Source organism: Henriciella sp. (assembly GCF_029937755.1).
Taxonomy (GTDB): Bacteria; Pseudomonadota; Alphaproteobacteria; order Caulobacterales; family Hyphomonadaceae; genus Henriciella.
In genome coordinates this window covers 89,207-111,371 of sequence record NZ_JAPYPG010000001.1, presented here as the reverse complement: position 1 = coordinate 111,371, position 22,165 = coordinate 89,207, and the positions used below count along the sequence as shown (strand labels likewise).

Sequence of the window (22,165 nt, the reverse complement as noted above, 5' to 3'; positions counted from 1 at the left end):
GCGCGCCGCCCAATACATCATTCGAATTAGCCGCCCGGCTCGGCGATGATCGGCCCCGGACAGGGGGCGTCACGCAGAGCCGGGATATTTCCTTTTCGCCTGAAGAAGACACTGCTGGTTCGAGACTGATTACACCATGAGCGACGACACGAAGACGGACACGGCGAGCGACTATCGCGATACGCTGTTCCTGCCGAAAACCGAATTTCCCATGCGCGGCGGCCTGCCGAAGGCCGAGCCGAAATGGATCGAGCGCTGGGACGAGATGCGGCTTTACGACCGTATGCGCGAAGACGCGAAGGCGCGCGGCGCCAAGCCCTTCATCCTGCATGACGGCCCGCCCTATGCGAACGGGCCGATCCATCTCGGCACCGCGATGAACAAGATCCTCAAGGACCTTGTCGTGCGCGGCCACCAGATGCTCGGCTATGACGCCTCCTACATCCCGGGCTGGGACTGCCATGGCCTGCCGATCGAGTGGAAGGTGGAAGAGGAGTTCCGCGCCAAGGGCCGCACCAAGGACGATGTGCCGGGCGACGAATTCCGCCGCGCCTGCCGTGCCTATGCCGAGAAATGGATCGAGGTCCAGAAACAGGGCTTCCGCCGCTGCGGCGTCGAGGGCGACTGGGACCACCCGTATCTGACCATGAATTACGAGTCTGAAGCCGCGACCGTGCGGGAGTTCCTGCGCGTGGCGATGTCGGGCCGGCTCGTGCGCGGCTCCAAGCCGATCATGTGGTCGCCGGTGGAGCGCACCGCGCTGGCGGAGGCGGAAGTCGAATACCACGACCGCAAGGTGCCGGTGATCTGGGTGAAGTTCCCGGTCCAGGGCGAAGACTTCTCGGTCGTCATCTGGACGACCACGCCGTGGACCATCCCGGCCAACCAGGCCGTCAGCTTCAACAAATCGATCTCCTATGGCCTATACGAGGTCGAGACCGTGATGAGCGAAGAAGAATTAGGTTTCGCGCCCTTCGCTGCGGCTGGCGACAAGTATGTCTTGGGGGACGCCTTGGCACAGTCCGTCATGGACAGCGCGAAAGTGTCGTCCTTCAAGCGGGTTTCAGACGTCGACCCAACCGGTTGGACGCTCTCTCATCCGCTCCACGAACTCTCAGACTTCTACAAGCACGACATCCCCATGCTCGCAGGCGACCACGTCACCGATGACGCCGGTACGGGCTTCGTGCACACAGCCCCCGCGCATGGCGAGGATGACTTCCTCGTCTGGATCGCGAGCGGTCACAAGGCGTCCGACATCCGTGACATCGTCAATGAAGACGGCGTCTACGAACATGACGAGCTTCCGGACGCCCTGCAGGGGCTCGACATCATCCGCACCTCCGGCAAGAAGCGCGGGCAGGAAGGCAAGGCCAATCAGGAGGTCATGCGCCTGCTGACCGAGGCCGGAAATCTCCTCTCGCGCGGCGTGACCATGATCCGCGATGCCCACTCCTGGCGCTCCAAGGCGCCGGTCATCCGCCGGGCGACGCCGCAATGGTTCATCGCCATGGACAAGCCGGGCTCTGACGGCACTGCGCCGCTGCGCGACCTGGCGCTTGAGGCGCTGGAAGGCACGGGCTTCGTCCCGGCCTCGGGGCGTAACCGCATCACGAGTATGGTTGCTGACCGCCCCGACTGGCTGATCTCGCGCCAGCGTAATTGGGGCGTGGCGATCACGCTGCTCGTCAGCCCGGATGGCCAGCCGCACACCTATGCGCTGGATGAGGACAAGGCGAACGAAGTCAACAAACGCATCCTCGATGCGATTGCCGCCGAAGGCGTCGAAGCCTGGTTCTCGGCAGATGCGGCCAAATTCCTTGAGGGCATCGCCGATCCCGAAGGCTGGGAGAAAGTCACCGATGTGCTCGACGTCTGGTTCGACAGCGGCACGACCCACGCTTTCACGCTGCGCGACCGCGGCGTCATAGAAGAAGACACCGGCCAGGCGGATGTCTATCTCGAAGGCTCCGACCAGCACCGTGGCTGGTTCCAGTCCTCGCTCTTGGAATGCTGCGCGACGCGTGGCATGGCGCCTTACAAGAATGTCGTCACCCACGGCTTCATCGTCGATTCCGAGGGCAAGAAGATGTCGAAGTCGCTCGGCAATACCGTCGAGCCCGAACAGGTCGCCAACCAGTTCGGCATCGAGATCCTGCGCCTCTGGACGGCGAGTTCCGACTTCACCGAAGACCTTCGCATCTCAGACGATATCCTGAAGACGAATGCCGAAAGCTATCGCCGCCTGCGCAACACGCTGCGCTATCTGCTCGGCGCGCTGGAGGGCTATAGCGAAGACGAAGCCGTCGAGGCGAAGGACATGCCGGGGCTCGAACGCTGGGTGCTGCATCGCCTCGCCGAAAGCGATGCACTGGTGCGCAAGTCGTATGAGACTTTCGACTTCAAGCGCGTCATGTCGGCCATGCTGAACTTCTGCGGTGTGGACCTGTCGGCGATCTATTTCGATATCCGCAAGGACAGCCTCTATTGTGACGCGCCCTCGGAGCTTCGCCGCAAGTCGGCCCGCACGGTGATGAGCCTCGTCCTTGAGCGGCTGGTGACCTGGCTTGCCCCGATCATGCCGTTCACGACCGAAGAAGCTTTCCTGATGAGCCACTTTGCAGATCGCGCCGACAGCGTGCACCTGCTGACTTTCCCGGACACCCCGGAAAGCTGGCTCGATGCCGCGCATGCCGAGCGCTGGGAGAAGATCTTCAAGGTTCGCCGTGTGGTCACAGGCGCGCTGGAAGTCGAACGCCGCGAGAAGCGGATCGGCGCCTCACTCGAAGCCAGCCCGGAAGTCTATATCGAGGACAAGGCGCTGATCGATGCCTTCGAGGGCGAGAGCGCGGCCGATATCTTCATCACCTCGGGCGCCAAACTTATCCATGGCGAAGGACCGGGCGATGCCTACCGGCTGGAAGATACACCGGGGGTCTCGGTGGTTCCGGCCAAGGCAAGCGGTATCAAGTGTGCGCGCAGCTGGAAGTATTTCGACCCGGCGACCGCTGACGCTGGTTTCCCTGACATCACGCCGCGCGATGCGGCGGCGGTGCGGGAACTGCGGGGCGCTGCCTGATGGTGGGGCCCGGGAACCGGTCCGTCTGGCTGGCGCTGATCGCGTTTGTGGTCATCGCCGACCAGCTCACGAAATGGGCGGTCCTGTCGACACCGGCCTTCAACGCGATCGACTGCCTTGATGTCACGGTGACCTGCGGGCGGATCGAACTGTCTTCGGTCTTCGATCTCTCCATGCTCTGGAATCGCGGCATCAGCTTCGGCACGCTGCAGTCGGACGGCTGGATGCGCTGGGTGCTGGTTCTGGCGACGAGCGGGATCGCGGTGGCTTTTGTCTACTGGCTGTTGCGGGCGGAGCGCTGGTTAACCGCGCTGTCGCTCTCACTGGTCGTGGGGGGCGCCATCGGCAACCTGATCGACCGGATCCGCTTCGGGGCCGTGGTCGATTTTCTGGATTTCTCGGGACCCTGGTTCGGCGCCCATATCGGCAGCTGGCCCGTGGGCTTTCCATGGGTTTTCAACATCGCGGACGCGGCAATAACTGTCGGCGCGGTCTTGCTGTTTCTCGATCAGTTTTTAATGTCGCGATCGAGCCCCGAAGGTAAACAGGGGGCCTGAGAGCCTGTATTAGATGAGGACGCCAATGAGACGAGCTATTTTGACGATGTCGGCGATGGGGGCGATCCTTGCTGTGGCCAGTTGCGGTGGCAACACTGCATCCGGCCCTGACGAGTTCCGTGTTGTCACCAAGGCGCCGCTGTCGGTGCCGCCGGAGTACAGCCTGCGCCCGCCGCCGGCCGGAACCTCTGTGCCAGCCGAAGCCGATACGAGCCGTGCGCCGACAACAGCTGCCTTCGGGACGAGCATTGGCGCCGACGCAAGCGCTGCCGAGAAGGCGCTGGTCGCTGCCGCCGGCGCGAACGCTGTCAGCCCGACCATCCGCTCCGTTGTCGATTATGAGGAAGCCGGCACGGTGCGGAAGTCCTCCGACGATGCCAACCAGATCCTGTCTTATCGTGGTGACGGGACCGTTGAGGACAGCGCCACGGGCGACGAACAGGTGACGATCGCACGCGGCAGTAGCGACAAGGTCAAACTGCCGGGCACATAAAAGGCCGGGCCATTCAGACAGGGTTCCAGACTCAAGACCGGAGAGTGAAGATGAGAGCATTTCTTGCGGGAGGTCTGGCGACGCTAGCCATGTCGGCCGGCCCCGCCATGGCCGATACGGCGGAAGCCGAATGGCATCCGACCACCTATGAGCTCGACAATGGCATGGACGTCGTTGTCATTGAGGATCACCGCGCACCGGTCGTGACGCACATGGTGTGGTACAAGGTCGGGGCGGTTGACGAGGATCCCGGCAAGTCCGGCATCGCGCACCTCTTCGAACATGTCATGTTCAAGGAGACCGACGATATCGGTCCCGAAGAATTCACCACCATTGTCCAGCGCAATGGCGGACAGCTCAACGCGTTCACCTCCTGGGACTACACCGCCTATTACGAGCGGGTCGAGAAGAACCAGCTGAAGCGGATGATGGAGCTGGAAGCCGAGCGGATGACGGATCTCATCATCAATGATGATCCCGAAGGCCCGTTCATTTCCGAGCGCGACGTCGTCAAGGAAGAGCGCCGCCAGCGCATCGACAACAATCCCGGCGTCATCCTGCAGGAGCAGGTGATGAGCGCGCTCTACCAGGACCATCCCTACAACATCACCGTCATCGGCGAGATGGATGAGGTCGCCGCGCTGACGCCGCAGGACGGCCTCGACTTCTACAATAAGTGGTACACGCCGTCGGAAGCCATCCTCGTGGTGGCCGGCGATGTCGAGCCCGAAGACGTGCTGGACCTCGCACAGCAGACCTACGGCCAGATCGAGGTCGCAGACACCACGCCTGCCGAGCGCGGATGGGAAGAGGTCCAGCCGCTCGAAGAGACGCAGCTGATCACCCATAGCGATCCGAAGGTCCGCCAGCCTGAATGGCAGCGCTGGTATCTCGCCACCTCCTACAGCGAGGACAAGGACTTCGCCTACGCCCTCGACGTCGCGGTCGATGTGCTGGGCGGCGGCCGCACCAGCCGCCTCTACCAGGCGCTGGTCGAGGATCAGAAGATCGCCGTGGAAGCCTCTGCCGGCGCGTGGCTGTCGCTGCATGATACCGCGCCCGCGGTTCTCTCTGCGTCCCCGTCTGAAGGTGTGAGCCTCGACGAGCTGGAGACCGCTTACATGGCCGTGGTCAATGACGTTCTGGAGAACGGCTTCACCGACGCGGAAGTCGAACGGTCCCGCAATTCGCTGGCCGCCAGCGCTATCTACCAGCGTGACAGCCAGGCTGGCATGGCCAATCTCTATGGCCGCACCCTCGCAGTCGGCGGCACGATCGAGGACGTCATGTCCTATCCCGACGATATTCGCGCGATCACGAAGGAAGACGCGATCGACGCCCTTCGCCGCGTGCTTGCAGACGACAAGAACTATATCGAGGCCCATCTCCTGCCGGCCGATGAGGAGAGTGACCAATGAAACTCACCCTGAAACCGCTTCTCGGCGCTGCTGCTGCTTCGGCACTGCTGCTCGCCGCCTGCGAAACAACCGCTGCGACGGACGCTTCGTTCGACGCCGGAGAGGCTGAAACCAGCCAGGTGACAGAGCCTGCTGAGCCGGAAGGCCTGGATGTGCAGGTCCATGAGGGCGACTTCGCGACGATCCAGCAATTCACCACGCCGGGCGGCATTTCGGTCTGGCTGGTCGAGGAACCCTCCATCCCGATCCTTTCGGTCCGTGCGGCCTGGGAGCAGGGCGAGGCGACGGACCCGGAAGGCCTTGAGGGGCTGACCGACGCGGTCGGCTATCTCATGAATGAAGGCGCTGGCGACCTCGACTCGCTGGCTTTCGCGACCCGTATGGAAGAGCTCAATATGAGCTTCGGCTGCGGGGCTGGCGACGAGATGGTCTACTGCTCGACCAGCATGCTCAGCGACAATGCCGAAGAGGCAATGGACCTGGTGGCGCTCGCCCTGAACGAGCCGCGCTTCGACAGCGATCCGCTTGAGCGTTTCAAGCGCGAGCAACTCATCTCCATCAAGACCCGCGAGACCAGTGCGGGCTGGCTGGCCGGCCAGGCGCGGAACGCTGCCCTGATGCCGGACCACCCCTTCTCGCGCATCACGAGCGAGGACAGCATCACCTCGATCACGCCGGAGCTTGTGCGCGAGCGCAAGAACCAGCTGATGGTCAAGGACGGCCTGCTGGTGACAGCGGTTGGTGCGATGTCGCCGGAAGAGCTGGCACCGCTGCTTGATGAGGCTTTTTCCGGCCTGCCGGAGAGCGCCGATCTCGAGCCGATCGAGGATGTCGCGCTCAATGATCCGCTGGATGCGCCGCTGGTCGTTGACCTGCCGCAGCCCCAAAGCCTCGTCACCTTCACCGCGCCAGGCATTGCGCGCGACGATGACGATTTCTTCCCGGCCTATGTGCTGAACTACACCTTCGGCGGTGGCGGCTTTGAAAGCCGGCTGATGAAGGATCTGCGCGTCGAGAAGGGCCTGACCTATGGTGTCTATACCGGCCTTTCGACCGGCGACCACCTCAACACCTGGGGCGGTGGCGGCCAGACCAAGAATGAGAGCGCGGCCGAGTTTATCGATGGCGTGAAGGCGAACATGGCCGACATTGCCGGGAACGGCATCACCGAAGCCGAGCTGTCGGATGCCAAGGCCTATCTCACCGGCTCCTATCCGCTTTCCTTCGACAGCAACTCGAAGATTGCGGGCAATCTGATGAGCGTGCGTCTGGAAGAGCTGGGCGTGGATTATTTCGACCGCCGCAATGCGCTGGTCGAAGCCGTAACGCTTGAGGATGTGAACCGCATCGCGGCGGAATACCTCCAGCCGGAGAAGTTCACCTTTGTCGTGGTCGGCGAGCCTGAGGGCATCGAGGAGACAGCGACCCTGCCCGGCGGGCTTAACATCTCGCTTGATGATGCAGGCGATGAAGAAGAGCACGACGAAGAAGAAACGAAGGCCATGCCGAACCCGGATCACGGCTAGGCTGCTGCACATTGTGAATTGATGGGAGGGCGGCCTGCCGGGCCGCCCTTTCTCTTTGGGAGAACGAAGCGGGGCCTGATACAATGCCCGCTCATGCCTGATTCTGCACCCCTCTCCGCGCGGCCTGTCATCCGCCAGCTTCCCCCCGATGCGGTCAACCGTATTGCGGCGGGTGAGGTGGTCGAACGTCCGGCCGCGGCGGTGAAGGAACTGGTGGAAAATGCACTCGATGCCGGCGCGCGCTCGGTCTCGGTCTCCATCGAGGAGGGCGGCCTGAAACGCATCTGCGTCGAGGATGATGGCTGCGGCATGAGTGCGCCTGACATGCTGATGGCGCTCGAACGCCATGCGACCTCCAAGCTCGCACCGGGCGAGGATGGCCGCATCGACCTCCTGAACATCCACACCATGGGCTTTCGCGGCGAAGCATTGCCTTCCATCGCCAGCGTCTCGCGCATGAGCCTGACCTCGAAGGCCGAGGGGGAGGATGCCTCAGAAGTGTTCGTGGAGGCGGGCCGTATCGAAGGACCGAAGCCGGCGGCTTGGACGGGCCGCAGCGAGACGGGCACCCGTATCGAGGTGCGTGATCTCTTCCACGCGACACCGGCGCGGCTGAAATTCATGAAGTCCGAGCGCGCCGAGAGCATGGCGGTTACCGATGCCGTCAAACGTCTTGCCATGGCCAATGCGGGTGTCAGCTTCTCGCTCGAGAGCAATGGCCGCACGACCTTCCGCTATGCCGCCCATAGTCCGACCCCGGAAGGCCATCTTGAGCGCCTTGGTTCGATCATGGGGCGCGAATTCCGCGAGAATGCGCTCGCCATCGAGGCCGAGCGCGACGGCGTCACCCTGTCAGGCTTTGCCGGCCTGCCGACGCTCAATCGCGGTAATGCGCAATACCAGTTCCTGTTCGTGAATGGCCGTCCCGTAAAAGACCGTATGCTGACGGGTGTCATCCGCGCGGCCTATCAGGATTTCCTTGCCCGTGACCGCCACCCCATGGCGGCGCTGTTTGTCGACTGCGATCCGGAGCTGGTGGATGTGAACGTCCACCCGGCCAAGACCGAGGTGCGTTTCCGCGACGCCGGGAATGTCCGTGGCCTGATTATTGGTTCGCTGCGCCACACGCTGGCTGCCGCCGGTCACCGCGCCAGTACGACGGTTGCAGGCTATGCGCTCGGCAAGATGCATACGGAAGAGGGGGCGGCCCAGAAAGAGGTCCCGCTGCCGCAGCCGTCGGTCTGGGACCGCTCAAGCCTGTTCCGCGATTCCTATGGCAGCGCGCCGCCGCGGCCACAGCCGCAGCACACCGACTGGCAGCCTGCGCCACCCGTGCCGGGCATGGCGGAAGACAGCCAGCGCTATGACGCGCCATCCGCCCGCGTCGAGGCAGAGCCCGGCCCGGACAGCCATGATTTTCCTCTCGGCGTCGCCCGCGCGCAGCTGCACGCCACCTATGTCGTCGCCCAGACGAAGGACGGCATCGTCATCGTGGACCAGCATGCCGCGCATGAGCGGCTCGTCTATGAGCAGATGAAGGCCCAGATGGCCGCCGATGGCGTGAAGCGCCAGGCGCTGCTGATCCCGGAAGTGGTCGAACTGGCCGAAGACGAAGCCTCTCGTGTGCTGGATCGCGCCGATGAACTCGCCGAGATGGGGCTGGAGATCGAGGCGTTCGGGGCCGGGGCGGTCTGCGTCCGCGCGACACCGGCCCTGTTCGGCACCATGGATGCAGCAAGCCTGATAAAGGACCTCGCCGATGATTTCGCCGAGTATGAAGAAGGTCTCGCCCTGAAAGAGCGGTTCGAGGATGTCATGGGCAATATGGCCTGCAGCGGCGGGGCTGTGCGCGCCGGGCGCCGTCTCAATGCCGACGAGATGAATGCGCTCTTACGCCAGATGGAAGACACGCCCTATTCGGGCCAGTGCAACCATGGCCGCCCGACCTATGTCGAGCTGAAACTCGCCGATATCGAGAAACTGTTCGGGCGGCGCTAGCGCCTATTCCACGCCACCGACATCGCCATCGATCACGGTGTAGATTTCCGGCGTGCAGGTGCCTTCGGTGATCACTTCGCGTTTGATCGTGAAGTCCTCGCCGGCCTCCGGCACCGTCTCGAAATCCTCGACAGACATGTAGAAGGGCGTCGCGTCGCTGTCGTTCATCTCGACGGTGTTGCCGTCAATGGCCACGACATGGGCCTCCAGCATGGCGACCTCATAGGTGCAGGGGCCACCCACCACCATCTCGGTTTCGGTCTCATCGACCTGGTTGATCTCATCCGCCGTCTCACTGGCCGACATCTCGCCAGCGCCGCCGGAGGTATCGGTGACCGGTTCGCCCGGATCGTCGCCACAGGCGGTGAGTATCAGCGCGAAGGCGCAGGCATAGGCAGCGTATCTCATGGCATAGCCCTTCATGTGGCGGTGTACCGGCGCAGTGGGGCACGCCCCGGTGCGTCGCGCAAGGATAATCGCGATCAGTAGTTCGCGGGCGGATCGCTCGCCGGGAAGGATTCGTCGGATTCTTCATCCACCTCATCCCAGGTCTCAGGCGGGTTTTCCATCTCCTTCGGCCCGGCGGGGCGGATGTCTTTCTCGACGTCTTGCGGGGTTTTTTCTTTAATCTTCTTGTCGGTCATCTCGTGCCTCCTGCTGAGAGGTGGGCGGTATCGCCTCTGGAGCAGGAAGAACGCCGGATCCTGCGGCCTGTTCCGGCAATGTGGGGAGCCGTTACTGCGGGCGGAACTCAGCCCCTTCGGCCAGCACACCCTTGCCGGGCACATGGTTCACCTCGCCGCGTATGCCGTCGGGGTCCTCGAACAGGACGGAGTAATAGCCGGGCGCCCAGGGGCCGTCCTCCGGCGGGTGGATGATCTTCGCGCCGATGGATTGCAGCAGCGCATGGACCTCGTCCACGGTCTCGCGGTCTTTCGCGCGGAAGCAATAGTGGTGCAGGCCGACGCGCCACTGATTGGCGCGCTCATCGACATAGGCGGCATCCGGCCTGCGGATACCGAGCGCGGTGCGGGCGCCGACGCAGTAGAAGATCTCGTCCGTATCGGAGACCACGGTCAGACCCATGGCCGGCAGCAGCTTGCGATAGAAGTTCGTCGATGCCCTGAAATTGCCCGCCGTCAGGATGACATGCGCCATGCCGCTGATATCCATATGTCTTGCTCCTGACCTTGCGTCAGAGAGAAGAAAAATTGACGCTCCGTCAGTCAAGCCGATATGCCGTTCAGACAAGAAAAATAAGGGGAGGCTGCCCGCGCCATGAAACTGGACCGCGCGCTCAATATCGATGATCTGCGGACCATGGCGAAGGCAAAGCTGCCGCGCATGGTTTTCGACTATATTGATGGCGGCGCTGATGATGAGGTGACGCTGAAGCGCGCCGTCTCGCGCTATGACGATTACGAGCTGACCTGGCGTGCCCTGCGGGATGTTTCGGAGATTGATACTTCCGCCACCATCATGGGGCAGGATACCCGTCTGCCCTTCTTCATTTCGCCGACAGCGTCGGTCCGTCTCTTCCATCCGGCCGAAGGTGAACTCGCCGTGGCAAGGGCGGCCTACAAGCAGGGGGTCATCTATGCCTGCTCGACGCTTGCTTCGCAGACGGTGGAGGACATCGCCAAGGCCAATCCCGGCCCGAAATGGGTGCAGGTCTATGTCTGGAAGGACAAGGAGATTGTCCGCAACTTCCTCGAGCGTGCCAAGGAAGCAGGCTTTACCGGCTGCATCCTGACGGTTGACCTGCCGGTGGCGGGCAATCGCGAGCGTGACCCGCGCAACCATTTCGCCGTGCCGCCGAAGCCGAACCTGAAAATCGCCTCGCAAGTGCTCGGGCGTCCCGGCTGGCTGTGGGACCTCATGCGCAGTCCGAAGATCAAGCCTGCCAATTTCACCCATATGCGCAGTGAAGGCAGCGATGCCGGGATTATCGGCTTCGTGAACCAGCAATTCTCGCGCTCGGTCACATGGAATGATGTTGAATGGATGCGCGAAGCCTGGGGGCCGGGTTTCGCCATCAAGGGCATTTCGCGCGGTGAGGATGCCAAGCGCGCGATCGATATCGGCGCCGACGCGGTCTGGGTGTCCAACCATGGCGGGCGCCAGCTCGACACATCCGTACCGACCATCGACCTGCTGCCGGAAATCTCAGAAGCAGTGCGGGGGCGGGCCGATATCATCGCCGATGGCGGGGTGCGCCGGGGCAGTCATGTTGCCAAGCTGCTCATGGCCGGCGCGACCGGCGTGGCGCTTGGACGGCCCTTCCTCTATGGCCTCGGCGCCGGTGGTGAGGATGGCGTGCGCCGTGCGCTCAGCATCATGGAAGAAGAGCTTCGCCGCACCATGGCACTGCTCGGCGCGACGAAGATATCGGAACTCGACCCTGAGCTGATGCGCGCGCCGCACCTCTAGCGGCTTTACTTTATTATCGAAAATCGATAATAGCCCTTCTTCCGATGAGATGGAGGGGATGATGACTGCGACCGCAAAAGACCAGCGCTTCTGGGACAAGATAGCCGAGAAGTATTCCAAGCAGCCGATCTCCGACCAGGAGACCTATGAGAAGAAGCTGGCGCTCACGCGGAAATATTTCACGCCGGAGTCGGAGGTCTTCGAATTCGGCTGCGGCACGGGCTCGACCGCCATCCTGCATGCGCCGCATGTGAAGCATATCCTCGCCACCGACGTGGCCGACAACATGCTGGCCGTCGGACGCGAGCGCGCTGCAGAGGCAGGTGTGACCAATGTGACCTTCGAGCACACGGACATCGAGAGTTTCGATCCGCAGGGCCGCCGGTTCGATACCGTGCTTGGCCTCAACATCATCCATCTCTGCCGCGATCCGCTGGCAGTGATGCAGAAGGTCCATAGCCTGCTGAAGCCGGGTGGCCACTTCATCCAGAGTACGGTCTGCCTCAAGGATGCGATGCCTATCGCGCCCTTCATTATTCCCTTCCTCCAGCTGATCGGGAAGGCGCCGCACGTGAAGTTCATGAAGCGCGCGGACCTCGACGCGATGATCGAGGAAGCCGGCTTCGAGGTGGAGGAGCGGTTCAGGCCGGAGAAGAAACTGAGCGCCGAGTTCATCGTCGCCCGCAAGCGCTAGGCCGTCAGCGCGCCCGCTTCAGCTTCTGAAGCTCCACCTCCAGTGCAGAGAGAAATTTCGACCGGTCGGCCGCCTTGAACGGGGCCGGGCCGCTTGTCTGCTCACCGGTTGAGCGCAGGCCTTCCATGATCGCGCGGGTGGCGACCTGCTGGCCAATCGAGTTCTCGGTGAAGGCCTGGCCCTTGGGCGAGAGCACACGTGCACCGGCATCAAGACAGCGCTGGGCGAGCAGGATGTCGGAGGTGATCACGATGGAGGCGGCATCGGCGCGTTCGGCGATCCAGTCATCGGCGACATCCGGGCCTTCGGGCACGGTGATGCGTGTCAGGAGCTTATGCTGCGGCACGCGCATGAAGCTGTTGGCGACGACATTGACCGGCACCTCATGGCGCAGCGCGACCTTGTAGATCTCGTCCTTCACCGGGCAGGCATCGGCGTCGACATGGATGCAGAGCGTGCCGGACACGCAGCCTTACTCCTCTTCGAGCCGGGTCAGCATCACGACGTTCGGCGCACCGGAATTGGCAAAGACGATGTCGGGCAGGCCATTGCCGTCCATGTCCCCGGTCGCGACGCCATAAGTGTCTTCTTCCTCGTCATCCAGCGTGACCGGTGTGAAGCGGGCGCGGCCATCATTGAGGTAAACGCGGTTGGCCTGTTCGCTCGCGCCTTCGATGATGTCGAGGTCGCCATCGCCATCGAGATCGGCAGCGGCGAGCGACTGTGTGGCGCGGCCAGCGTCTCCGAGAGGGAGGCCCGGCGTGAAGTTGCCGCCGCCGTCGCCAAGCAGGAGGTGCATTTCGCCTTCGGTTGAGCCGAGCAGGATGTCCGGTGAGCCGTCGCGGTTGAAGTCGGCCGCCACGGTCTGACGGTGGTCGCCTTCACTATTCAGCAGCACCTCTGCCGCCCAGCCTTCGGAGCCCAGATTGAACAGGATATAGCTCGGGCCCCCATCGCGGCAGGCGATGACCAGGTCGAGACGTCCGTCGCGATTGAAATCAGCCTTCGAGACGCCGGTCGACCCGGTGAGACCGCCGGGCAGGGTGACCGGCTCGACAAAGCTGCCATCGCCGAGGCCTGCAAACAGCCGCGCGCCATCGCGGCGCTGCACGGTAACGAGGTCGAGGATGCCATCACCGTTGAAGTCCCCGAGCAGGGCATTGCGCGCCGGGCCGTCACTGCTGGCAATCTCGCCGGCCAGGGTGAACTGGCCGTCGCCATCATTGAGGAAGACCTGTGCAGGCACACTGTCACGCACGGTCACGGCATCGACATCGCCGTCGCCATCAAGATCACCGGCCCGCACGACATAGCTCGGCCCGTTCTCCATGCCGAGCTGGCGGGAGGTGACGAGCCGGGCATTGCCGAGGTTCAGGTAGATGAAGTCCGGCTGCGCCCAGTGGCGGCCATTGGCGAGAAAGACATCGAGGTCTCCGTCACCATCCGCATCCGCGAGATCGACACCTGCGCTTAAGCGTTCCTCCATGTCGAACAGGAGGAAGGGGTGGGTCGAGAAACTCAGCGTCTCGGCACCCGCCGACAATCCGGCCAGGGCCGCAACGAGGGCGGTCAGGCTGAAGCGCGCCGCCATACCTATTCTCCCGGCGTCTGGATTTCAGGCGTGTCCGTGAACGGTTCGATGCCGAAGGCGGGGTAGATCTCGCTCGGGAAGTAGGCGACGCCGTCTTTCATCACCATGCGGATCGTCTTGATCGCCTTCAAATCCTCCACCGGATTGCCCGGCACGAGGAAGAAGTCGGCGAGCTTGCCTTCCTCGATGGAGCCGATCTCGTCGCCCATGCCGATATATTCTGCCGAGTCCAGCGTCGAGCGCTTCAGGATCTCGCCCGGCGTGAAGCCGATATTCTGGTAGAGTTCCAGCTCGCGGTGAAGGTTGAAGGATCCGCCCATATCGGTGCCGAACAGGATCAGGATGCCGTTCTCCCGCATCATGGAGAGGGTTTCGGTGATCTGGTCGAAGGCGCCTGCATAGGCGAGGTCGTCTTCCTCTGTCTCGATCTTCGACCAGGCCTGCTTGGCCGAGCGCTGCACGCCGACCGGCATATGGTCGATATAGTCCTCGACGCCCGGACGCAGCTCGCCATTGCGCGAGAGCAGGAGCGCCTCGTGAATGGCATAGGTCGGGTCGATGGCGACACCGTTCTCGACCATCAGGTCGATCGTGTTCTGTACCGGCTCGGAGTCGAGATCGAGCTTCGGCAGGCGGGCAAGCGCGGTGAGGCGGAGCAGCGTGCGCGTGTCCTCATCGGAAGCCAGCACCCAGCCGAGCATCACCTGGTTGATGTGGGTCAGCTCATCATAGCCGGCCTTGATCATCGTATCGGCCCGCGAGAAAGCCGGGACGTGACCAGCCACCCGCATGCCGCACTCATGGGCGAGATCGACCATTTGCGGCACCCACTCACCCTTCATCGAATTGTAGACCTTGACCTGGAAGAAGTCGCCCATCTCGCAATAGGTGCGCACCGCGTCATTCGCCTCTTCCTGACTGGTGACGATGATGCCGTTATTGGAATTGAACGGGCTCTTGCCCTCGATGAAGCCCGACTTGACGATGCGCGGGCCGGCCAGCGTGCCACTGTCGATCTTGGAGATCAGTTCCGACAGCACCTCATTGTCATTGCCCATGTCGCGGACAAAGGTCACCCCGGCGGCGATGTTCAGCATTGCATCGTCCTGGCCCATATGGCCGTGCATGTCGGAGAGGCCCGGCACCAGCGTGCCGCCCTGTCCGTCGATGACATATTCCCCGTCGCCGGCCGCATCGGCTGCGTCGATGGAGACGATGCTATCGCCCTCGACCAGTACCGAAGCGGGCTCGCCCAGCGCCATGGTTTCGGGATCGAAAATGCGGACATTGGTGATGCGCACCGGCGCATCGAAACTGTGGGCGGTGTCGGCCTGCAGGGCCTCGAAGCGCTCTGTTGAGTAACGCACCGCCCGCTCGCGCAGGCTCTTGTCATGCGCCTCGAGCCCTTCACGCACGATCAGGAATTCCGGTGAGATCAGGCCGACGAATTCCTCCTCGCCGTCCATCACGAAATAGGTCGGGTCGAGCTCGGTGCCGATCAGGGCATAGGAGGTCGCCGCCACGCTGTCCTCGCCCTCGCCAAGCGTGAAGTCCTCGAGCTTTTCCAGCCGCATGGAGCCTGCCGGCAGGCCCGGCATTGTCATGTCCTCATCGGCCAGCAGCGCCTTGGCATAGATGGCAAGCTGGTAGGGCGTGCCGGACTGGGCGACATAGAGCGTCGGCTCATTGACCTCGGCCGACCCCTCGCCCGTGGAGTCTGTCCATGTGGCCGTCCCACCGTCTTCCAGCGAGTAACTCTCGTCCACGGCATTGCCGAAGGTGGTGTTCCCGGTGACGGACCAGTGAACCGGAACGCCCTCGTCGAGGATCACCGTTTCCATCATCGTCGGCCCGCGGCCATTGTTGCGGTATTCATAGTCGACGGTGACCGTGTCCTCGGCCTGCGTCACATCCATCTCGCCGATCTTCGTGCCGCTGACCAGGACGGTGTAGTCGCGTGTGACCACACCTTCGATGCCGGCGCTCTCTGAGGCGCCCTCGGTCTCCTGGGCATTTGCGTATCCGCTGAGCATGACAGCGCCCAGACCTGCGATCAGGAATGTTCTCATAAGCCGAAGCCTCCCCATTTGTGTTGTGTCGTGCCCACGGTCGTCACCGGGGCTTTCCGCCGTTACCTAAGCACCGGCTCACGCCATTGGCGAGTGTTCCGCCGCGAAAACTTCACGACTGGTGATTTTCAGCATCAGCGGTATCCTGATAGGCGTGAAGCATGGAGAGGGAGACGCGGGATGGCACGAATGACGCTACGCACGGGGCTTGTTGCCGGCCTTGGCCTGAGCCTGTCACTCGGCGGCTGCGTCGTCGCGGGCGAGGACGCCTTCGCGGAAGACTGGCCGGGCATTGTCTCGCTGCAGATCAGCCAGGGCCGCAACACCTGGCATGAGTGCGGCGGCACCATGATCACGAAGGAATGGCTCGTCACCGCCGCCCATTGCGTCGATACCGCGCGCATCGAGCCGAGCGGCAAGGCAGCCCAGTACCAGCGCGGCGAGGATGGCGTGATGCGCCGGCTCGGGCCCCTCAAGGTGGCCGCCAACCGCACCCACCTCTCCGAGGATGAGGACATCCGGACCTGGGCCGTCACCGAGATCAAGGTCCACCCGGACTATGACGCCGGCCATTTCGAGCGGGGCGCCGATATTGCGCTGGTCAGGATCCAGGACGGCTATGACGGGCCCACCATGGCTGTGGCCGGACTGGGCGTTGACGAGATGGCGCTCGCTGAGGGCGACTATCTGCGGGTCGCCGGCTATGGCAACACCGAGGAGGTCGACAATACGCAGGGCGCGCTCAATGCGCGTGGCCGGGCTGTCTATGCGCCCAGCCTGCGCCTGCAGCAGGCCGATGTGCCGCTGGTCGAGACCCAGGCCTGCCGGGCCCAGCTCGAGACCCTTATCGAGGATTATGATGTCGAAGCCGACTATGGCGGCTTCGAACTCGGTGAGGCGACCCTCTGCGCAGGCACAGGCGGCGCGGACTCCTGTTACGGCGACAGTGGCGGGCCGCTGGTGGCGTGGAGCCCGGCGCTCAGCCAGAATGTCCAGGTCGGCGTCGTCAGCTGGGGGCTCGGCTGCGGACGCGCCGAAAGCCCCGGCGTCTACAGCCGCACCAGCGCCTATGCCGACTGGATCCGGGAAACCGTCGGCGCGCAGGGGGCGGATAGTTAGGCAGAGCGAAGGCTGGGCTTTTTCGGGACACGCTTCCCTGCGGCCCGCATCCTGAGCCTGACGAAGGAGACCGCAGGGTCCAACTCCAGCCGTCGGTTCCGGGACGCCGGGCAGGAGAGGGGTGCCACGGTCAAGCCGTGGCAAGGCGCTGGTGCGAACGGTCGACAAGAAGTCAAAAATTCTTGACAGTCAAAAATATTTGACTATCTGCTGTGTCAGAAATTTTTGACATAGGGAAAACAGATCATGTCATTCCATGAGAAATCCGCCTGGGTGATGGCGCTCGTCCTGCTGGCCGGGGCCGGCTTCTATTTCGGCACGGTGGCGGACATGTCGACCGAGCTTGGCATCGTCGCACCGCCGGTCCTGCCGGTGGTCGTGATCTACATCGTCGCGATCATCGTCCTGTCCATCGTCGGCCATATCGCGGTGGCGGTGTCCAAGCCTTCGGAAGCGGACGACACGATGGATGAGCGCGACCGGATCATTGCCAGCCGGGCGGGATCGTTCAGCGGTGTGCTTCTGGGCGTCGGCGTGATCACAGGGCTCGGCCACTACCTCTTTTATTATGACGGCAACCTGCTCTTCCACATGGCGCTCGGCGCGCTGATGCTGGCCCAGTTCGGCGAATATGCCGCCCGCATCGTGATGTACCGGCGGGGCGTCTGAGCCATGGCCAAACGCCCGCCCATTACCAATCGCGTGAAAGAGCTGAGGGAGGCTCATGGCGGCATGTCGCAGGCCGCCCTCGGCAAGGCGATCGGGGTGACCCGCCAGACCGTCATCGCTATCGAGCAGGGGCGTTACTCGCCCTCGCTCGAAAGCGCCTTCCGCATCTCGCGCCTCTTCGGCGTCGGCATCGAGGATGTCTTCGGCTGGGCAGAAGACGAGGTCTAGCTCGCGAGCAGGGGTGCGACCACAAGGCCACCCGCCAGCCACAGATAGGCGATCGCGGTGAGGACGAAGAGAATCTTCTCCGTGGCGCCCTGGCCGACCGGGTTTCCGAACCCGGCGGTCACGCCTTTCCACCAGAGGAAAACAGCCGACAGTGCGAGGAAGGCGAGGTTCAGGAACAGGGTGTAGTCGACCTTGAAGAAGTCCCGGTCGGTCACGCTCTTCACGCTTGAGCCGTCCGGCAGCAGGCCGAACCCGGCAAAGGCATAGTGCAGGATCAGCGCCGCGCCGACCAGCGCGATGAGGAAGACGCCGAGGATATAAAGCGCCATCGGCCAGCCATAATACTTCGCCTGGATACGCAGCACCGGCAGCACGACAAGATCCGAGAAGATGAAGGCCATGATGCCCGCAAACGCCACCCCGTTGGAGTAGAGCACGGCGGCGAGCGGGATGTTGCCCATCGAGCCGATGAAGGTGAAGAAGGCCGCCACCGGACCGACCACCGATTGCGCGAGCACCTGCCAGAAGGCCGGGTCTTCCTTGCCGGCGCCAATGAACAGCGTCTCGAAGAATGCGCGCGGCACAAAGGCGGCGATAATGCCCGCGACGGTGAAGCCGACGGTCACATCCTTCCAGACCATTCCCCATTCCATGACATAGCGATGGGAGACCTTGCGCCAGCCCTCGCGGCTCTGGATCAGCTCTTTCCAGTCGGGCGGGTCGCTGCTCTCCTCGTCGGTGCCTTCGGCCTCACGGGCCCGCTCACGCGCTTTCCTGATAAGGCCGAAAGCTCCGGTCAGGCGCACGAGTACCCATGTGATGAGGATCAGCAGTATGCCGCCGAGATACTCGCCGACCACGAATTGCCAGCCGAGAAAGACGGCGATGATGATACCGAGCTCGATGACGAGATTGGTCGAGGCGAGGAGGAAAGCGAGCGAGGCGACAAAGCCTGCCCCCTTGGCAAACAGCGACCGTGTGGTCGCCAGCGCGGCAAAGGAGCACGAGCTTGAAATAAAACCGAAAAACGTGCCGAGGCCGACCGCTTTCGGGCCTTCCTGTCCCATCGTTTGCTTCATCCGCTGCCGCGTGACGAAGACCTGGATCATCGAGGAAATGAGATAGCCCAGACCGAAGGCCCACAGGGCCATCCAGAACAGGCCGGCGCTCGTTATCGCGGCCTCGTGCCATGTCTTCAGGAATTGATCCAAGATCCTTTCCCCCGTTTTTCAGCGTATCAAGGCAATGCGGCGGGGGGGTATCTTGTTCCGGTTGCGCCTTACCCCGGTTTCAGTCGCCAGCGTCATGGAAATCTGCTATGCAGGAGCCATCATGCAACAGGATGTCAGAGCGCTTGTGGACCGGGTCTATACGGCGCGCCGGGATGCCAGTCCCGACGATGCCCATCTCATGGCCACCGATGCCGTCGAGCTTGCCCGCGGTATGGATGATCCCGAGCTTCTCGTGCGCGCACTGATGGCCAAGGGCCAGTGCTACCGCGATGAAGGCCAGTACGAAAAAGCCGAGAGGCTTTATGTCGAGGCGGCCAATCTTTGCCGCCGTGAAGAGGCCGTCCCGCCGCTCGTGACCGCGCATGTCATCCGCCATCTCGGCGATGTGACGGTCGAGCTTGGCCGCTTCGGCCTTGCGAAGACGCACTACGAAGAAGCGCTTGAGCTCTACCGGGACATTGGCGACGTCCCGCCCGGCACGCTCGCCAATGGCATCCGCCCGCTGGCGCGCCTCCTCGATGCGCTGGATGAGCATGCCGAAGCCGTCGACTACTGGCGCGAGGCCCGCGACCTGTATGAAGTCGCGCATGTCGAGGCTGGCGTCGAGGAATGCATGAGACGCCTGAACGGGGCGGGGTAGCGTCTAGAACGGTACGTTCGGATCGTCCTCGCCGTCGCCGCCGAGTGCGAGACCGAGAAAGTCGAAGACGCGCGGGTCGTGCAGGTGGCTTGGCCGCACAGTGGCCAGCGCATGCGCCATCACCTGCCGTACGCCCGGCTTCTTCGCTTCCCATTCGTCCAGCATCGACTTCATCGCCTGGCGCTGCAGCCCGTCCTGCGAGCCGCAGAGATTGCAGGGGATGATCGGGAATTCCATCGCCTCGGCGAATTTTGCGAGATCGTCTTCGGCGCAGGTAATCAGCGGCCGCAGCACGAACATGTCGCCCGCATCATTGAGCAGCTTGGGCGGCATCGCGGCGAGCCGGCCGCCATGGACGAGGTTCATCATGAAGGTCTCGAGCGCATCGTCACGGTGGTGGCCGAGCACGATCGCCTCGCAACCCTCCTCGCGCGCGATGCGGTAGAGAATGCCCCGGCGCAGGCGCGAGCACATCGAGCAGAAGGTCCGCCCCTCCGGCACTTTTTCCGTCACGATGGAATAGGTGTCTTCCGTCTCGATCCGGTATTTTACGCCGACCTTGTCGAGCCATTCCGGCAGGACATGTTTCGGGAAACCCGGCTGGCCCTGGTCGAGATTGCAGGCGATCAGGTCGACCGGCAGGGCCCCCTGCCACTTCAGGTCGATCAGCGCCGCGAGCAAGCCATAGCTGTCCTTGCCGCCTGACAGGCAGACGAGCCATTTCGGCGGTTCGCCGGTACGTGACCGGTCGACCATGCCGAACTGGTCGATTGCCTGCAGCGCGTTGCGCACGATCCGCTTGCGCAGCTTCTTGAAGGTCACGCTCTTCGGCACATCGGCAAAGAGCGGCGGGACTAGCCCTGTCATCATGTCGTCAGCCATGGTCGCCTTCTGCCACAGACTGGGCTCGCTGGGCCAGAGGCGACGGCACAGGCTGGGCCAGGCAGGAGGCAAGATGCAGGGCGGGCGGCCCCGTCTTCTGCCCCCGCTAACGGGGCCGCCCCTACCCCCGCGGGCGTCCCCCGGGAGGCTTGTTGTGATCAGGAGGACCGCACCACCGGCGCGGTCGAGGGGTCAATCGTCGCCGGGATGCCAATCCGGATGCCTGAGGCGAAGGCGGCGCTGAAATGTCTGCCACCAGCTCAGCATTTCTGTGCCCGCCTCATTGAGTTTCCAGACTGTTCTTGCTGTCTTGTCGGGCACCAAGAGCCTGATGTCCTGCTTCAGTTCGAGCTCGGGCGTGTTCCCTTCTGACCGGCCCAGAACAATGTCGCGCTCGTCCATGGGCACATCAGACGGCAGGAGGGCGACCCCGAAGCGGTCGAGCTTGCCGTGCATTTCCAGAACCGCCCGGATGGCGATCAGGCAGTCGGCATCACTGTCATTGATGGGCTGGACGTCCATCATGGTCTCGAATGACGAGTCCTGGACGGGTGAAATGCGAATGCTTGGCATCTGGGCCTGCTCCAACCTAGAGTGGTTAACATCGTGTCGCACTTTTTCGCGACAGGAGGCTGCGTTTCAAGGGGAGTGGACGAAGTACAGCCGAAGTGTGAAAGCGCAACATGCTGATTAAAAAAGGAAAATTTTTTGCCTTCAAAGCGCGGTAACATGTTCTATGCGGAGCCGATCGACGCGGACTCCCTGCGCGAGCTTCTGCATTATTACGTCCAGTCGGGCGTTGGCCTGCCGGTTTCTGAAAAGGGCGTGCCTGGTCAGTGGACAGATGTCGGCCTCGAGGCGGCCCTGGCCGAGATTGGCATCAATGTCGACAAACGCTCCATTCAAAGCTGGCTTAGCGGCGCCTCGGTCCCGAAGGTCGAAAAGCTGAAGGGGCTTGCCAGCCTGGCCTCATCCGACAGGTTCGAGCGCGAAAGATGGACCGCCGCCTTCATCCGGCTTCGGCGCAAGGCCCTGGATGAGCGGCGGCGGGAGCAGCAGGCCAGCCCCGCTGCGACAACAAACCAGCCCGCCCGCCTGCGATGGCGCCCGGCCCTTGCCGTGCTTGCTGCCGTTATAAGTCTCGCCGGTGTGACCTACGTCATTCTCCAGCTGCTCGGCCCGGCTCCGGTCGCCGAGAATATCCGCTTTTGCGACGAGGTGCATTTTTCCACCGACACCAAGCGGTGCACACAGTCCATGACCGAATTCCCAGACGGTCTGAAGACGCTGATGATTACTTTCGATCTCAATAATGTTGCCAAAGGGGAGACTTTCACACGCAACTGGTACCGCAATGGCCGGAACATCCACACCAAGACCAGTTTCCATGACGAGGCATGGCCCGGCTATACCTACTGGCACTGGCCGGAGGGCTTTGACGACGGCGAATATACCCTGCAGATCGTCTCAGGTGATCGTACCGTCACGAAGACGTTCCAGGTCGGCAAAGGCGAGGGTGAGCTGGTTTATCATTAAGCCG

At 63.0% G+C, this 22,165-nt stretch carries 22 protein-coding genes; 13 read left to right on the top strand and 9 right to left on the bottom strand.

What is annotated here, in order from left to right; translation table 11 throughout:
• Positions 1 to 136 precede the first annotated feature (136 nt).
• The 6 genes from ileS to mutL all read left to right on the top strand — a co-directional run bounded on the left by ileS (position 137) and on the right by mutL (position 9,071).
• Positions 137 to 3,079 carry an isoleucine--tRNA ligase gene (gene ileS / locus Q1K29_RS00525; RefSeq protein ID WP_300390091.1) on the top strand — a complete coding sequence of 981 codons (2,943 nt, stop codon included), beginning with the start codon at positions 137 to 139 and terminating at the stop codon, positions 3,077 to 3,079.
• Complete coding sequence (lspA, locus tag Q1K29_RS00520; RefSeq protein ID WP_300390088.1) at positions 3,079 to 3,636, top strand: signal peptidase II; 558 nt, start codon at positions 3,079 to 3,081, stop codon at positions 3,634 to 3,636. Before ileS ends, lspA begins: the two co-directional genes overlap by 1 nt.
• 25 nt (positions 3,637 to 3,661) lie before the next feature.
• Entirely contained in the window at positions 3,662 to 4,129 is a 468-nt protein-coding gene (locus Q1K29_RS00515; protein ID WP_300390085.1) for a DUF3035 domain-containing protein, read from the top strand.
• Between the two features lie 50 nt (positions 4,130 to 4,179).
• On the top strand, positions 4,180 to 5,547 hold the full coding sequence (locus tag Q1K29_RS00510) for a pitrilysin family protein (RefSeq protein WP_300390083.1): 1,368 nt from the start codon (positions 4,180 to 4,182) through the stop codon (positions 5,545 to 5,547).
• Positions 5,544 to 7,073: a pitrilysin family protein gene (locus Q1K29_RS00505; RefSeq protein WP_300390080.1), complete on the top strand. Its 1,530-nt coding sequence runs from the start codon at positions 5,544 to 5,546 to the stop codon at positions 7,071 to 7,073. Before Q1K29_RS00510 ends, Q1K29_RS00505 begins: the two co-directional genes overlap by 4 nt.
• Before the next feature lie 93 nt (positions 7,074 to 7,166).
• Positions 7,167 to 9,071, top strand: a complete 1,905-nt coding sequence (mutL, locus tag Q1K29_RS00500; protein WP_300390078.1) for a DNA mismatch repair endonuclease MutL — start codon at positions 7,167 to 7,169, stop codon at positions 9,069 to 9,071.
• Between the two features lie 3 nt (positions 9,072 to 9,074).
• Here mutL and Q1K29_RS00495 read toward each other — a convergent pair whose 3' ends face one another.
• From Q1K29_RS00495 to Q1K29_RS00485, 3 genes are all read right to left on the bottom strand, one after another.
• Positions 9,075 to 9,479 (bottom strand): hypothetical protein, encoded by a 405-nt coding sequence (locus Q1K29_RS00495; protein WP_300390075.1) that lies wholly within the window; start codon positions 9,477 to 9,479, stop codon positions 9,075 to 9,077.
• A gap of 74 nt (positions 9,480 to 9,553) precedes the next feature.
• A complete protein-coding gene (locus tag Q1K29_RS00490) occupies positions 9,554 to 9,715 on the bottom strand; it encodes a hypothetical protein (RefSeq protein ID WP_300390072.1) in 162 nt (53 codons plus the stop codon).
• A gap of 91 nt (positions 9,716 to 9,806) precedes the next feature.
• Positions 9,807 to 10,244 carry a VOC family protein gene (locus Q1K29_RS00485; RefSeq protein ID WP_300390069.1) on the bottom strand — a complete coding sequence of 146 codons (438 nt, stop codon included), beginning with the start codon at positions 10,242 to 10,244 and terminating at the stop codon, positions 9,807 to 9,809.
• A 105-nt stretch (positions 10,245 to 10,349) separates the two neighbouring features.
• Between Q1K29_RS00485 and Q1K29_RS00480 the strand changes: the two genes are divergently transcribed.
• Both Q1K29_RS00480 and Q1K29_RS00475 read left to right on the top strand, forming a co-directional pair.
• A complete protein-coding gene (locus Q1K29_RS00480; RefSeq protein ID WP_300390066.1) occupies positions 10,350 to 11,501 on the top strand; it encodes an alpha-hydroxy acid oxidase in 1,152 nt (383 codons plus the stop codon).
• A gap of 61 nt (positions 11,502 to 11,562) precedes the next feature.
• Positions 11,563 to 12,195 (top strand): class I SAM-dependent methyltransferase, encoded by a 633-nt coding sequence (locus Q1K29_RS00475; RefSeq protein ID WP_300390064.1) that lies wholly within the window; start codon positions 11,563 to 11,565, stop codon positions 12,193 to 12,195.
• Between the two features lie 4 nt (positions 12,196 to 12,199).
• On the opposite strand, the gene Q1K29_RS00470 is transcribed toward Q1K29_RS00475, so the two are convergent.
• The 3 genes from Q1K29_RS00470 to Q1K29_RS00460 are packed head-to-tail and all read right to left on the bottom strand — an operon-like array spanning position 12,200 to position 15,855.
• Positions 12,200 to 12,661, bottom strand: coding sequence for a YaiI/YqxD family protein (locus Q1K29_RS00470; protein WP_300390061.1), 462 nt, complete (start codon positions 12,659 to 12,661; stop codon positions 12,200 to 12,202).
• A 6-nt stretch (positions 12,662 to 12,667) separates the two neighbouring features.
• Positions 12,668 to 13,786 (bottom strand): VCBS repeat-containing protein, encoded by a 1,119-nt coding sequence (locus tag Q1K29_RS00465; RefSeq protein ID WP_300390058.1) that lies wholly within the window; start codon positions 13,784 to 13,786, stop codon positions 12,668 to 12,670.
• A 2-nt stretch (positions 13,787 to 13,788) separates the two neighbouring features.
• Positions 13,789 to 15,855 carry an amidohydrolase family protein gene (locus Q1K29_RS00460; protein ID WP_300390055.1) on the bottom strand — a complete coding sequence of 689 codons (2,067 nt, stop codon included), beginning with the start codon at positions 15,853 to 15,855 and terminating at the stop codon, positions 13,789 to 13,791.
• A 180-nt stretch (positions 15,856 to 16,035) separates the two neighbouring features.
• On the opposite strand from Q1K29_RS00460, the gene Q1K29_RS00455 reads away from it, so the two are divergent.
• The 3 genes from Q1K29_RS00455 (at position 16,036) to Q1K29_RS00445 (ending at position 17,871) form a co-directional block, all read left to right on the top strand.
• Complete coding sequence (locus Q1K29_RS00455; RefSeq protein ID WP_300390052.1) at positions 16,036 to 16,974, top strand: serine protease; 939 nt, start codon at positions 16,036 to 16,038, stop codon at positions 16,972 to 16,974.
• A gap of 246 nt (positions 16,975 to 17,220) precedes the next feature.
• Positions 17,221 to 17,643: a hypothetical protein gene (locus tag Q1K29_RS00450; protein WP_300390049.1), complete on the top strand. Its 423-nt coding sequence runs from the start codon at positions 17,221 to 17,223 to the stop codon at positions 17,641 to 17,643.
• A 3-nt stretch (positions 17,644 to 17,646) separates the two neighbouring features.
• Positions 17,647 to 17,871 (top strand): helix-turn-helix transcriptional regulator, encoded by a 225-nt coding sequence (locus Q1K29_RS00445; protein WP_300390046.1) that lies wholly within the window; start codon positions 17,647 to 17,649, stop codon positions 17,869 to 17,871.
• On the opposite strand, the gene Q1K29_RS00440 is transcribed toward Q1K29_RS00445, so the two are convergent.
• A complete protein-coding gene (locus Q1K29_RS00440) occupies positions 17,868 to 19,082 on the bottom strand; it encodes a permease (RefSeq protein WP_300390043.1) in 1,215 nt (404 codons plus the stop codon). The two genes, Q1K29_RS00445 and Q1K29_RS00440, sit on opposite strands and share 4 nt — an antisense overlap.
• A 121-nt stretch (positions 19,083 to 19,203) precedes the next feature.
• Between Q1K29_RS00440 and Q1K29_RS00435 the strand changes: the two genes are divergently transcribed.
• Positions 19,204 to 19,743 (top strand): tetratricopeptide repeat protein, encoded by a 540-nt coding sequence (locus Q1K29_RS00435; RefSeq protein ID WP_300390040.1) that lies wholly within the window; start codon positions 19,204 to 19,206, stop codon positions 19,741 to 19,743.
• A gap of 3 nt (positions 19,744 to 19,746) precedes the next feature.
• Here Q1K29_RS00435 and ttcA read toward each other — a convergent pair whose 3' ends face one another.
• Together ttcA and Q1K29_RS00425 are read right to left on the bottom strand one after the other, a co-directional pair.
• Positions 19,747 to 20,625, bottom strand: a complete 879-nt coding sequence (gene ttcA, locus Q1K29_RS00430; protein ID WP_300390037.1) for a tRNA 2-thiocytidine(32) synthetase TtcA — start codon at positions 20,623 to 20,625, stop codon at positions 19,747 to 19,749.
• A 192-nt stretch (positions 20,626 to 20,817) separates the two neighbouring features.
• Complete coding sequence (locus tag Q1K29_RS00425) at positions 20,818 to 21,198, bottom strand: hypothetical protein (RefSeq protein WP_300390034.1); 381 nt, start codon at positions 21,196 to 21,198, stop codon at positions 20,818 to 20,820.
• Between the two features lie 135 nt (positions 21,199 to 21,333).
• Here Q1K29_RS00425 and Q1K29_RS00420 point away from each other — a divergent pair, with 135 nt between their 5' ends.
• Positions 21,334 to 22,161: a hypothetical protein gene (locus Q1K29_RS00420; protein WP_300390032.1), complete on the top strand. Its 828-nt coding sequence runs from the start codon at positions 21,334 to 21,336 to the stop codon at positions 22,159 to 22,161.
• The last annotated feature ends 4 nt before the right edge of the window (positions 22,162 to 22,165 follow it).